The following is a 12,719-nucleotide window of genomic DNA, read 5'->3' on the forward strand; positions in this document are numbered from 1 at the left end:
GAGATAGGCTAACGCATCAGTGTAGTATCGTTTAGAATGAAATATTGATTTGTCGAATGAAGGTGTTTTGATGGATTTGGCGAGTAAATTAACCTTGTTGCTTGAAGTGTCACGAAATGGCTCGTTTGCTAAAGCCGCAGATAAGCTCAACCTAGATCGTTCTGTGTTGTCTAAGCAGATTAAGCAACTAGAGGAGCAGTTGGGCGTAAAACTTGTCAATCGTACGACGCGCTCTATGTCGCTGACTAGTGTAGGTAAGCGCGTTGTAGAACAAGCCGAGAAAGTGACGCTCATTCTGGAAGATACGATAAGTATTGCCGACTCACATCATAGCGAACCGACTGGACACCTTAGAGTCTCAAGCGCGACTATGTTTGGCCGCGTGTATTTACAAGCAGCAGTTGAGAAGTTTTTAGAGAAGTTTCCTAAGGCTTCAATTGAGCTGTTACTGAACGATGAGCGAGTCGATGTTGTCAGCGAAGGCTTTGACATTGTGTTTCGTATTGGCCCTATGCGAGATTCATCAATGATAGCCAAGCGACTCGCTGAAAACAAAGTAGCCATCATTGCGTCGAAAGACTTTGTTGCTAAGCACGGTATGCCAACGTCGCCAGAAGAGCTCGTCGAGCTTCCAGGGGTTATTTATGGTAACAGCAACTTTGTTGTTGATAAGCTGCAGTTTGCCGATCAAGACTCCGGACAATCTATCGTATATCCCATTAAGTCGAATTATCGAGTGAATGAAGCGGAACTGATCGTAGAAAGTGTTAAAGCGTCAATAGGGTATGCTCAGATCGGTCAGTTTATGATTCCAGGAGATCTGGAACAAATGGGATTGGTGCAATTATTACCGGATCTCTACTTACCATCGTTTGGGGATATCTACGCAATGTATACCCATCGCAAACAATCCGTGTTAGCTACTTCCTTCATTGATATTGTGCGGGAAATCATCGGTACGCCACCCGTATGGGAGCGTAATTTCCGTTGATTGATATATGAAGTAAAAGAAAAGCCCTGATAAAAAGGGCTTTTCCAATTTAAGAAAACAGAGATTTGAACCACCGCAATATTGGGTTCGTTTTTTCAACAATTGGTGAGTTATGATCGCCCAAGTAAAAACTTTGCATAAACTCAGTTCTTAAGATATGCACATCATGCTTGTTGACCTTAGAGATCAAGCTTGCTGCCTGCTCAGCATGATCGTTGGCAAGGCTGAAATCCATTTTGAGATAGCCTTGTAAGTAGAGCCACAAATGCGTGATGAACACTAAGGTTGTCAGGCTATGGTTATTAAATCGTCCCGCGTTAGCCTCACCTAGGTTTTCCTCTAATGCTTGTTGCATAGCTTGGAGAGAAGAAAGGTGCTGCTCTAGAGAGGTTTGTGCGTCTATATGTGCCTTAGTTAAAATGCCGAGTAAATGAGAAATCGGCTCAACATCGGGTTTACTCTGCTTTACCCGTTCGAACAAACCTTGATTTTGCTGGCAAAATGTTTGCCATAGCTCCTCATGTTGAGGGCCTGAAAACAATGTATCTGCTTGGATTGCTCTCAGTGTTACATCCAAATTACTCATGGGAATGTAACGTTTCTAACTGAACTTCAAACGAGCCTTGTGCACAATCAATAAACAGACTTTCACCGGTGATCATGACTGACAAGTCCATTGTACGTTCAACGGCTTGAGACAGTGATTCGATTCCTTCCCAGTTAAAGCGATAGATGCTTGCATCATATTGATACGCTTTGTTTTTGGTTTGTTCCCACCAAACATCAGATTTACTGTTGAAGGTAAATACATCCACTTTAGGGGATAGACGAGTGGCCTTTTTGATTCGATCTAAAGAGGGTTCGCCAATCTCAACCCAATACTGAATTTGGTCATCGAGAGATTTGACCCACAAGTCAGGCTCTTCAATGGTAGATAGCCCCTTGGTAAACACGAGATCGGATTGGTACTTAACGCAAAACGCAAGGATGCGCGCCATCATTCTTTCCGTCGTTTCCGAAGGGTGTTGGGCAATCGTCAGTTGCGCAGAATCATAGATGTCTCGGTTTGTATCAGATAACGAGAGACGAAATTTGTAAATAGTAGGTTTCAGTGCCATATCGAAATAAAAAAATAGCCAGCAATCATGCTGGCTATTGTAATCCTTAAGTGGCTGTGATTAAACAGCTTTAATGTTTTCAGCTTGTGGGCCTTTTTGGCCTTGAGTAATTACAAACTCAACTTTTTGACCTTCAGCTAGAGTACGGAAGCCGTCGCCTGTAATTGCTGAGAAGTGTGCGAAAACGTCTGGGCCGTTTTCTTGTTTAATGAAGCCAAAACCTTTAGTTTCGTTGAACCACTTAACTGTACCAGTAACAGTGTTAGACATAATGTAAATCCTTGATAAATCTGTAAGAGCCATAACGGCACCGATAGCGTGGAAAAGGAGATTGCTATTGCGCACGACGTTACCGCGGACATACACGAGATCCAACGAAACGGCGAAGTAAACAAGAACCGTTTTCTAGCTGGATTCCAGTGTAAGCTGTAGTGCAACTAAGTCAATAAAAAGACGGGGCAAATACCCGGTGTCATTGGCTTTTTCATTCAAAGTTTGCGCTAGGTAAAAGATTTAAAATGATGCTGTTAAGCATATTATTAGTGTAATATTCGTCTGAGTGCTTTGTTGAGATGAATGTCGATAGCAAAGTTATGAATAGACCATTATTCAGTGATTTATCAACAATAGGAAGACAGAGAATGTCCAAAAAACGGCAAGCGAATAAGCATCGCTCACAGTCACTTCAAGCGAACTTAGAAGTCGGGCGAGGAGAAGTAAAAGACAACGCTTTAAAGGCTATCGTTACCAGTGAGTTGTTTAAGGTTCGAGTGGAAAAAGCGAAAAAAGGTAAAGGCAGTTTCAGTCGTAAAATGAAACATAGAGGCAAAGAGCCCTATTCAAAAGCTGCTTGAAACAGCGATTTTTGAATAGGGCTTTTTGCTTTTTAAACCACAATTTAGTTGGTCGCGTATTGGCTGACTTCCTCAAGTACCCAAGGGTTCGCAATCGCATTGTGGTTCTTAACCTCTTGCCCATGCAGCACTTGTTTCACCGCCAGCTCCACCAATTTACCTGATTTGGTTTTCGGTATGTCGCTTAACGTGTATATCTCACTGGGGACATGGCGTGGCGAACACTTGGTTTTGAGGGTGGTTCGGATTTGATCGACTAAGCTGTCTTGCAGTTCATTTGTTGAGTTTAGCTGTACAAACAGAACAATTTTCTCATCGCCGTCCACATGGCGTGATACGGCAATCGAATCTTTCACTTGCTCTAACTGGTTTACTTGTTGATAGATTTCAGCGGTACCAATACGCACGCCACCTGGGTTGAGTGTAGTGTCACTGCGGCCATAGAACAGCATGCCCTGGTTAGTGGTGAGCTCTACATCATCACCGTGATGCCAGGTGTTTTCATATTTGTCCCAATAGGCATTGTGGTATCGCTCACCATTATCGTGCCAAAAACCGAGCGGCTGATTAGGAAAGCTATTGCGACAAACCAGTTCACCACGTTTCCCACTGATTTCGATTCCGTGCTCGTTGAACACAGTCACGTCCATGCCTAGACCCGGTCCCTGACATTCGCCGCGATAAACGGGTGATATAGGGTTACCCAGCACAAAGCACCCACAGATATCGGTCCCGCCGGATATTGACGCCAGATGAAGGTCAACTTTGATGTTGGCGTACACATAATCAAATTGCTGCGGGTAGAGCACAGAGCCAGTAGAGCACAGGGTTTTAAGCGAATTAAGGTTTTGATATTCGCCCGGCCTAAAGGTTGTCTTTTGCAGCGCCTCCAGATATTTTGCTGAAGTACCAAATAAGGTCACGTCGGCTTCTTCTGCCAGTTGCCATAATACTTCTGGGTTGGGGTACATAGGGCTGCCATCAAAAATGACCAATGAAGCACCGCTGGCGAGCGCGGAGACGTGCCAGTTCCACATCATCCAGCCACAAGTAGTGTAGTAAAACACCCGATCTTTAGGTTGGACATCACAGTGTAATTGATGCTCTTTGAGATGGTTCAGTACCGTTCCTCCTACCGAGTGAACAATGCATTTTGGCTTACCTGTTGTGCCCGACGAATAGAGTACAAAGAGAGGATCGTTGAAGCTAATTCGTTGATAACGAATCCCTCTTGGTAGAAAGCTGGCTTGGATCGCCTCCCAATCAGAAAAGGTTTCGTTGCTCATGTCCTGTGAGAAGCCTTGATGCAGATAATCAATCTGACAAGTATTGGTTACACTTGTTAGTGCTTGTACAATCTCGCGGTTTTTTGGCTCCATATTAAACACTTTGCCGTTGAACTGATAACCGTTGCAACAAAACATGACTTTGGGTTGAACTTGGCCAAAGCGCTCAACAACGCTCTCGACACCAAAATCAGGCGAGGTAGACGTCCAGATAGCGCCAAGGCTGGTTGTCGCGAGCATCGCAACCACCGTTTCTGGCATATGAGGCAAGTAACCAGCAACCACATCACCTTTACCAACGCCATTGTGTATTAACCACTGTTGTAGAATGGAAACTTGGTCGCATAGCGCTTGCCAAGTGACTTTGTGGCTTTCTCCTCGTTCGTTCTTAAACCATATCGCAATCTCTTCAGGCGCTTGGAATGCATAGGCCAGCAAGTTTTCTGCGTAGTTTAGCTGCGCTTGAGGAAACCAGATGGTGTCTCTGCTCGGTTGGAAGTTTCCCCAGCGAGCGAGTCCTTCGCCGTGAATGCAGTCTCCTCTGAATCCAATAACATCGCAAAACTGCCATATCTCTAGCCAGAAATCTTTCTTGTGCTCAACGGACCACCGATGCAGCTCGGAGTAGTTGCTTAAGTCATGACCCTGAATATTGACGTGTTCAATAAATTGTTGGAGGTTGGAAGTTGCTACTCGTTCTTGGCTAGGAACCCACAAAGGTTCGTTGCTGGATTCTACACACTGCGACATGACGTCCTCGTCGATATTTCCTTATTAACTCGTTAAGTTTTGTTGCAAATTTAATCAAAGTCAAACTTGTTACGATAATCAGCTCTCTGAAAAATAAGCAAAAAACTGTCAAATGTAAAAATAATGTTACACCCAATAAGGTGCGGATATCCTTGGTTAAATTGTCACCAAACTCTCGGAGCGATAGGCTTAATGTAACGAAGTTGTTAAAGGAAATAACAATGACTAGCTACGTTTCTAAGCCTGTGAATGAGAAGGGTTTTGTTGAGTGGAGTGTGGAAGAAGACCGCATTTGGCACGATCTCGTTTCTCGTCAATTGGCATTAGTTAAGCAAAGTGCCTGCAAAGAGTACCTTGATGGTCTGGAGATGCTAAACCTGCCCTTAAATCGGGTTCCCCAGTTGCCGGAGATCAATCAAGTTCTCATGCGTGAAACGGGGTGGCAAGTTGAACCTGTGCCTGCATTGATTAACTTTGATCGCTTTTTTGCCTTGTTGGCGGACAAGAAGTTCCCAGTGGCGACTTTTCTACGCAGCAGAGAAGAGTTCGACTATTTGCAAGAACCTGACTTTTTCCATGAGATATTTGGTCATTGTGCGATGCTGACCAATCGCCAATTTGCCGAATTTACTCATACTTACGGTCAACTGGGTATGAATGCTAGCGGCAAAGAACGTGTCTATTTAGCGCGTTTGTACTGGTTTACGGTGGAGTTTGGACTGGTGAAAGAGGGCGAGCAATTGAAGATTTACGGAGGTGGTATTCTATCTTCTCCAGGTGAGACGCTATACGCCATGGAAGATCCGGTCCCTCTTCGTGAGCAGTTTGATATTCATACTGTGCTGAGAACACCGTATCGCATAGATATTATGCAGCCCGAGTACTTTGTTCTCGAAGATATAGGCCAGTTGTACAAGTTGAGCAAGATGGACCTGATGTTCCAAGTACAACAAGCGATGAAAGTAGGTCTATTACCCCCATTATTTGAACCAAAGGAAGTGACACATGCTTGATGAATTACGATGTGAAGCGTGCAGCAGTACTGCCGTTGCATTGGGTGCAGAGGAAAGACGTTTGCTCTTAACGGAGCTAGATGGCTGGCAGATGTTAGAGCGAGACGGCATACCGCAATTAGAGAAAGTTTATACTTTCAAAAACTATAAGCTTGCTTGGGCTTTCGCAAACCAAATTTCTGAGTTGGCAGAGGAAGAATTTCATCACCCATCCATATTACTGGAGTGGGGGAAAGTCACCGTCACTTGGTGGAGCCATTCCATCAAAGGGTTACACCAAAATGATTTTATCTGCGCAGCCAAGTGTGACCGTTTAGGTTAGCGTTAAAGAAAGAGCCTGCTGAAGTGCAGGCTCTTTTTATGCACTGACGCGCTTTTGCTCGGTCAACATGGTTGGGATTCTACACACAGTGACAGGCTTGGACTTTAGATAACCTTGAATGTAGTGACACTGGTATTGAGTTAAGATCGCCAGCTGTTCAGGTGTCTCTACGCCTTCTGCCACGACTTTCAAATTGATGGTGTGCGCCATGTTGATAATGGCACGACATAAGTTATCAGCCTTGGTCTCGCCAAGTGCAATTCGACTAACAAAGCTTCTATCGACTTTAATCACATCGACCGGGTAGTCATTGAGTACGGATAGAGAAGAATACCCAGTGCCAAAATCATCCAAATATAACACCACTCCTAAATCTTTAATCCGCTGTAATTGCTCCGCATTGCACTCGTCGCTAAGCAGCATAGACTCAGTAATCTCAACACCGAGCAAATGCGCAGGGAAGTCGTACTGACTAAGCAAGCTTTTTAGAGTGTGATAAATATGTTCTGATTCAAATTGTCTGGCGGAGACATTAATGTTGATTCGAGGCATATCGGTGATGGATGGATTGTGCCAAAGACGGTGGAGTGTTTTGCAGCTCTCATTCGCGACCCAGTCACCAATGGTGAAGATTAGCCCGGTTTCTTCGGCGATTGGGATGAAGTCTTGAGGGGAGACAATGCCAAACTCTGGATGATGCCAGCGGATCAGTGATTCGAAACCAACAATGGCATCTGAACGCGTTGCGTAAATAGGCTGATAGACGACCGACAGTTGTTTGAGCGCTAGCGCGCTCGTCAGTTCTTGTTCCAAGGTAAAGCGTTGTTTGGCTTTTTGAAACATAGTCTCGTGGAAAAACACCACTTTGTCGTGACTGGAGTTTTTCGCCTGATACATGGCCGTATCGGCTTCTCGCAGTATTTCCGCCATTGAACGGCTGTGATCAGTCACCACCGAAATTCCAATGCTGGCACCAACGTAACACGCTTGCCCATCTAGGATATAAGGCTGGCTGAGCAGTTGAGTGTAGCGCTGACACACTTTACTCAAGATGCCCCGATCGACAAACTCAGGTAGACAGATCACGAACTCATCCCCTCCAAATCGGAAGCTGATGTCATGGTTTCTGCAATTGGCGATCAGACGTTGTGCGACGAGTTGTAACAGCTTGTCCCCGACCACATGGCCCATGGAATCATTGATGACTTTGAAGCGGTCTAGATCGATGAATAGGATTGAGAATCCTTGACTCTCACCTCGCTCAAGCCGAGTGAGCCTATTTTCAATCTCTTTGGTAAGGGCGGTTCGGTTGAAAAGGCCAGTCAAATTGTCTTTGATTGCCTGCAATGCCAGAGTCTTGGTCTTTTCTTCAATCACCCGATCTGACACTTCTAATCGAGTCGCGTAGAAGTTGGCGGCGAGGGTGGCGCTTGTGGTTAACAGTAGAATTAAGAACACCAAAGATGCGCCATAGAGCGCGGTGCTTCCTGTTCGATCGACCATAGAAACGGACAGTATCCAAGTTTGATTGAACAGAGCGATATCAAGCTGTTTTTCCAGTGAGGTTATCCGTTCGGAGAGTTTATCGTCGAGTAACTGAGTGTTGAGGTGAGAGCGAAAAATGTATTGCTCTGCGGCGACAGAGTAGACAGAAAGGTCACTCTCCGTCGAATTGATTTCACTACTCCAAGCCATACCCAATAGCTCGTGCAGAATTACATTAGCGACAATAAAGCCTTTAATCGTATCGTTTGAACCGTATAGAGGAAGGAATAGGCGAATCCCTAACTGTTGGTCAGCTTCATAATGGGCAACACCAATTCGACTGTTTTCTAAAGCTAACGTAATTGCGGTGACATTGGCGGCGTCGCTTTCAAGGCGTAGACCCAACTCATCGCTAGCTTCAAAGATCGAAGAGACATAGAAAATAGGTAGCGTTGCATGGCGAAGAAACTCCGGAACGCTTCTTTGATTCTTTAGGGGAGGTGCCACTTTGTAGCCGAAGAACCCGTTGGTAGCGGCTTGCCTTTCAAGCTCTGGGATGTCGTTTATAAGTGTAAGTGGGGCCCAAACTATCGAGCGTACCCCGTTGTCTGCGCCAGTTTGGTTAGTGAGAAATTGTTCAAACTGTTGCTGTGACGGGGCATTACCATATTGAAGAAAGTCTCGCGTGGCATACATCAAGCGTTGGGTGGCACTGAGTGTTTGCTCAAGCGAGTGCAGCTTGTTTTCTAATCTTCGCTCCAACTGATCTTTCATCTGTTTGGATTCATAGTAGAACACGGTCGTAACGCTGGCTGCTGCGAGCATTACACCCGTCAACCAAATGAGTCCGATATGTTTGAATGAAAGAGAGAGTTTCAAAATAGATAGCTTTGGCAATGAACGTTGTCTCAAGGGTAATGATAATTGTATTTTATGTAAATGATAATTAATATCAACTGAGTGTATTGATGTATCTGTTTGTAAAATCGAGGAAATAATGGCGGGTTTATATTGAACCGTTTTTATATGTCGAATTGATCTAATTAACTGTTTGCACTGAAATGCGATAAAGATCTAACTTATCGACCAAGGTGATGGGGTTCCACCTACTTAACCGCCGCTGTGGCTGATGACTCCTACAGGTAAGAAAACAGGTGAATCTTTTGGGCAAAGAGTTTGTCCAGATGCACGCTGAGCTGCTTGTAGAAGACGCTTCTCTGTACGCCCATTCGCTTGTTTTCCTCACAACAAAGGAAAACGCCATGCAATACTCTTCCGATATTCAAACCATGTGCCCCATTCAACGCGGCGATTTACACCCAAGTGCCCCAATTCCTGTCGAGGGCAGCATGATTCGCCCTAAAGAGGTGATTGCCATTTCCGGCTTAAGCCACGGTGTTGGCGCATGTGCACCTCAGCAAGGCGCGGCAAAGCTGACGTTAAATGTTAAAAGTGGCGTTATCGAAGAAGCTTTGATTGAAACCATTGGCTGCTCCGGCATGACTCATTCTGCTTCGATGGCCGCTGAAATCCTAACAGGTAAAACCATCCTCGAAGCCCTCAACACCGACTTGGTGTGCGACGCAATAAACGTCGCGATGCGTGAGATCTTTTTACAATTCGTTTATGGGCGTACCCAATCGGCTTTTTCTGAAGGAGGACTGGAAGTTGGAGCTGCGCTTGAAGACTTAGGTAAAACTAAGCGCAGTCAGGTTGGCACCAGTTACGGAACGAAAGCGAAAGGCGTTCGTTATATGGAGCTTGCTGAAGGGTATGTGACTAAGTTAGCGCTTGATGACGAGAGTGAGGTGATTGGCTATCAGTATCTCAACCTAGGCAAAATGATGGCGCTGATTGACAGCGGTGAATCGCCACAAGCGGCGATGGAGAAAGCGACCGGCACCTACGGTCGGTTTGATGAAGCAGTAAACACTGTTAACCCACGTCACGCTTAAAAAGAGGTCTCACTATGAACAACGAAATTCAAACTCACAACACTTCGCTAGGTCGTCGTCTGCTGGTTGAAATGAACCTGAACAGTTTAGAGGACGCGCATCGCTACTGTTTGCAGTTCGGCATCGACGCAAAAAAAATGGTGTTGGAGACCCAGCCAATAGCTTTTGAAAGTGCGTGTGATGCGTATACCTTAGGCACGGCGTTGGCGTTATACCGAAACGTTGACAGCGCAGAGGCTGCCGCATTAGCAATTGGTGAAGGACTGCAAGCGTTTACTAAACCTGGCAGTGTTGCTGAGCAGCGTCAGGTTGGTTTAGGGCATGGGGCACTAGCGGCACGCCTTCTCAATGAGCAGACTCAATGCTTTGCATTTTTGGCCGGTCATGAATCGTTTGCTGCAGCGGAAGGGGCGATAAAGATTGCCTTAAACGCCAACAAGTCGCGTCGCTCTCCACTGAAAGTGATATTGAATGGGTTAGGTAAAGATGCCGCTTACCTTATCTCACGAATTAATGGCTTTACTTATGTTCGTACCGAGTTTGACTACCAATTGGGTCAGTTGAATGAGACAAGTCGTAGACGTTTCTCCAAGACAGAACGTGGTGAGATCCTTTGTTACGGCGCCGATGATGTTCGTGAGGGTGTCGCAATAATGCATCGAGAAGGTGTTGATGTGAGTATCACTGGAAACTCAACCAACCCCACTCGTTTTCAGCATCCGGTTGCGGGTATCTATAAGTCAGAGTGTCATGCTCAAGGTAAAAGCTACTTTTCCGTGGCATCGGGTGGAGGCACTGGTCGAACATTGCACCCAGATAACGTTGGCGCTGGTCCCGCCTCATATGGCATGACGGATACCATGGGTCGAATGCACGCTGATGCTCAGTTTGCTGGCAGTTCCTCTGTCCCTGCGCATGTTGCGATGATGGGTTTTATTGGTATGGGTAATAACCCTATGGTTGGCGCTTCAGTGGCACTTGCTGTTGCGGTTGATCAGCAGCTGCATCACTGAGTGATCCCTGCAAAGGCCTTGGTTTGGCGTTAACCAAGGTCTCTACCTCTTGCTCGTATCGGCGTTGAATCAGTGTCAGTTTCCCCTTTAACTGTTCAATGCTTTTACCCAGCAGTCGGTTGCTTTGACCGTAATTATGACTCACGGCCACATTTGCGGTGCGCTGCTCCAATGCGCAATGCTCACTCATCCCTTGCCATTCACCCGCCTGTAAAAGGACATCATGTTGTAGCTGACTGATCGCGAGTAGCTCTTCTTCAATTGCTTGAATAACTTGCTGAGAAGCCTCAATTTGCATGCTGAGCTTTTGCTGCGATTGGGGGTTACCAGCTCGCCACAGTGCCGTTATATCTTGCTCTTCGAACGTCTGGTGGAGTAGGGGTTGTGTTGAGTGATGTTTGAGCAGCTGATTAAAACGTGTGGCGTGGAAGTTGTAAGAGTGGTCTATCTGCTTTTGGCTTTTGAGGATGCTATTCCAAGTTTTGGCGTCACAATGGGCACTATTACTGGGAAAAGGTAAAGTGCTGAGGCAAACTGCCGCTATAGTAAAAGTAACCCAATGCCACTTCATGCCGATGCTTATTCAAGTTGAGACATGATCATTATAGGAAAAGAAAATCAGCAAAAATGAAAAAGATAATTATGGTTGTGTTGCTGTTGGTTGGTATCGCCTGCGCTGGCGGTGGCTACTACATTTTCTACTTAAAGCCTCAGCAAGAAGCGGAACTTGCCAGTCAAATGCAAGAAGCTGAGCCTGAACCTATGCCGATGGAGGTGGTAGAGGAAGAAGAGCAAGAAGCGCCAAAGCCACCCGTGACCGATTACTACGTCAGTCCTGAAAGGTTAGGCGTGCGTGAGGCCCCAAACTTTGATGCGTTTGTGGAGAGCGTGGTTTATCGTGGAGATAAGTTACACGTGCTGGAAAAGAAAGACGGCTGGGGACGTATCTCTGCCTATTATGTTTATGACGACGGTGGACCGGAAGTCGCGGAGTGGGTGCCAATGGAAGCGCTACTCGAAGTCGCTCCGACTATTACTAAAGAAGAACGTCGCGAAACCGTCAGTAGCTACATTGAAAAATCAGATAACTTTAAGCAGCATTTTGAAATGTTCGTTAAAAAAACCGATCAGCTGCTGAAGGAGAAAACCTGTACACCTGAAGATTTTGAGGAAACCAGTGGCTGGGTTCGCTCGGTGACCTTTAGCGAGCGAGATGTGTATTTTGTTTACTGTGGTGGGCTTAAGCAGGCCAACAAAATCTATCTGGATGTACAAAGTGGCGAGATATTTTATCGCTAAAGTGAACAGCCAAATCTGAAAGCTTAAGTTTTAGATTATTTTAGTTGTGTGTTGACTAGCTTGAGCCTACTATCAGCACATATTGTTTAATTGGTTACGTGAATGATTCAACGCGTGATAAAACTGTTTTGGCTTGCAATGCTTGCGATGGTACTTCCAGCGCAGGCTGTGGCGTATTTTGCTCAAGCCGAAAGTGATATCAGCGCGCGTTTAGACCGAAGTAAACAAGCATCCCAATCTCTGTCAAAAGCCGCAAGCCAAGCGCTTTTTGAAACCACCCGTGACAAGCATGACTCTGACTCTCAACCTGTGTCTCAATCAGAAGGGCAGGTGGATGTCGTTGCCATCATTCATCTCAACCGTTGGGGAGTGTCAGGCCGCTGGCTAGAAGAAGCGGATAACAACCCGAGTGATGAATTCTCTGCTCCCAGCGGTTCGCTGCCGCCTCGCAAACTCTACTGCCATCCAGTGGTGCAAACACTGGCTTACTGGGCAAAATCCGATTTTACCGCCAACCACCGAATCTCTGGTTGGAAAGACTCTAATGCGCTCTATGTCGCATTAAACAGTCAGTTCGCTTAACTCCTTTTCTACCGGGCCACGCGCCCAAACTTAAACAACACTCGATTTCCG

14 protein-coding genes and 1 riboswitch are annotated in these 12,719 nt (G+C 45.8%); of the genes, 8 read left to right on the top strand and 6 right to left on the bottom strand.

All coding sequences use genetic code 11. The features are described 5' to 3' along the window. The first annotated feature begins 70 nt into the window (after window positions 1–70). Window positions 71–991, top strand: coding sequence for a LysR family transcriptional regulator (locus RH45_RS14625; RefSeq protein ID WP_008078433.1), 921 nt, complete (start codon window positions 71–73; stop codon window positions 989–991). 49 nt (window positions 992–1,040) lie between these two features. Here the strand turns inward: RH45_RS14625 and RH45_RS14630 are convergent, their stop codons facing one another. Genes RH45_RS14630 through RH45_RS14640 form a run of 3 tightly spaced genes read right to left on the bottom strand, consistent with a single transcriptional unit; the run spans window position 1,041 to window position 2,379 of the window. Then, window positions 1,041–1,577: a hypothetical protein gene (locus tag RH45_RS14630; protein ID WP_008078434.1), complete on the bottom strand. Its 537-nt coding sequence runs from the start codon at window positions 1,575–1,577 to the stop codon at window positions 1,041–1,043. Continuing rightward, window positions 1,570–2,109, bottom strand: coding sequence for a YaeQ family protein (locus tag RH45_RS14635; RefSeq protein ID WP_008078435.1), 540 nt, complete (start codon window positions 2,107–2,109; stop codon window positions 1,570–1,572). Before RH45_RS14635 ends, RH45_RS14630 begins: the two co-directional genes overlap by 8 nt. Before the next feature lie 60 nt (window positions 2,110–2,169). Continuing rightward, on the bottom strand, window positions 2,170–2,379 hold the full coding sequence (locus tag RH45_RS14640; protein ID WP_005470115.1) for a cold-shock protein: 210 nt from the start codon (window positions 2,377–2,379) through the stop codon (window positions 2,170–2,172). Window positions 2,380–2,750: 371 nt separating this feature from the next. Here RH45_RS14640 and arfA point away from each other — a divergent pair, with 371 nt between their 5' ends. Next, entirely contained in the window at window positions 2,751–2,963 is a 213-nt protein-coding gene (arfA, locus tag RH45_RS14645) for an alternative ribosome rescue factor ArfA (protein WP_008078437.1), read from the top strand. 44 nt (window positions 2,964–3,007) lie between these two features. On the opposite strand, the gene RH45_RS14650 is transcribed toward arfA, so the two are convergent. Then, a complete protein-coding gene (locus RH45_RS14650) occupies window positions 3,008–4,999 on the bottom strand; it encodes an acetoacetate--CoA ligase (protein ID WP_008078438.1) in 1,992 nt (663 codons plus the stop codon). 221 nt (window positions 5,000–5,220) lie between these two features. Here RH45_RS14650 and phhA point away from each other — a divergent pair, with 221 nt between their 5' ends. Together phhA and RH45_RS14660 are read left to right on the top strand one after the other, a co-directional pair. Further along, window positions 5,221–6,012 (top strand): phenylalanine 4-monooxygenase, encoded by a 792-nt coding sequence (gene phhA, locus RH45_RS14655; RefSeq protein ID WP_008078439.1) that lies wholly within the window; start codon window positions 5,221–5,223, stop codon window positions 6,010–6,012. Continuing rightward, window positions 6,005–6,334, top strand: coding sequence for a 4a-hydroxytetrahydrobiopterin dehydratase (locus RH45_RS14660; protein ID WP_008078440.1), 330 nt, complete (start codon window positions 6,005–6,007; stop codon window positions 6,332–6,334). The genes phhA and RH45_RS14660 overlap by 8 nt, the downstream gene beginning before the upstream one ends. Window positions 6,335–6,370: 36 nt before the next feature. Here RH45_RS14660 and RH45_RS14665 read toward each other — a convergent pair whose 3' ends face one another. Further along, the gene (locus RH45_RS14665; RefSeq protein WP_008078441.1) at window positions 6,371–8,644 is read right to left on the bottom strand and encodes a putative bifunctional diguanylate cyclase/phosphodiesterase; all 2,274 of its coding nucleotides are present in this window, start codon (window positions 8,642–8,644) and stop codon (window positions 6,371–6,373) included. Window positions 8,645–8,900: 256 nt separating this feature from the next. After that, a riboswitch (Fluoride riboswitch) is annotated at window positions 8,901–8,965 on the top strand. 116 nt (window positions 8,966–9,081) lie between these two features. On the opposite strand from RH45_RS14665, the gene RH45_RS14670 reads away from it, so the two are divergent. Both RH45_RS14670 and RH45_RS14675 read left to right on the top strand, forming a co-directional pair. Next, on the top strand, window positions 9,082–9,774 hold the full coding sequence (locus RH45_RS14670) for an iron-sulfur cluster assembly scaffold protein (RefSeq protein WP_008078442.1): 693 nt from the start codon (window positions 9,082–9,084) through the stop codon (window positions 9,772–9,774). Between the two features lie 14 nt (window positions 9,775–9,788). Then, window positions 9,789–10,787, top strand: a complete 999-nt coding sequence (locus RH45_RS14675) for a GGGtGRT protein (RefSeq protein WP_008078443.1) — start codon at window positions 9,789–9,791, stop codon at window positions 10,785–10,787. Here RH45_RS14675 and RH45_RS14680 read toward each other — a convergent pair. Then, complete coding sequence (locus RH45_RS14680) at window positions 10,729–11,358, bottom strand: hypothetical protein (RefSeq protein WP_008078444.1); 630 nt, start codon at window positions 11,356–11,358, stop codon at window positions 10,729–10,731. The genes RH45_RS14675 and RH45_RS14680 overlap by 59 nt on opposite strands. A 56-nt stretch (window positions 11,359–11,414) precedes the next feature. Between RH45_RS14680 and RH45_RS14685 the strand changes: the two genes are divergently transcribed. Together RH45_RS14685 and RH45_RS14690 are read left to right on the top strand one after the other, a co-directional pair. Continuing rightward, on the top strand, window positions 11,415–12,086 hold the full coding sequence (locus tag RH45_RS14685) for an SH3 domain-containing protein (RefSeq protein ID WP_008078445.1): 672 nt from the start codon (window positions 11,415–11,417) through the stop codon (window positions 12,084–12,086). A 114-nt stretch (window positions 12,087–12,200) separates the two neighbouring features. Further along, window positions 12,201–12,668, top strand: a complete 468-nt coding sequence (locus RH45_RS14690; protein ID WP_241211650.1) for a hypothetical protein — start codon at window positions 12,201–12,203, stop codon at window positions 12,666–12,668. Window positions 12,669–12,719: the final 51 nt, after the last annotated feature.

The sequence above is a fragment of the Vibrio sinaloensis DSM 21326 genome, assembly GCF_000189275.1.
Lineage (GTDB): Bacteria > Pseudomonadota > Gammaproteobacteria > Enterobacterales > Vibrionaceae > Vibrio > Vibrio sinaloensis.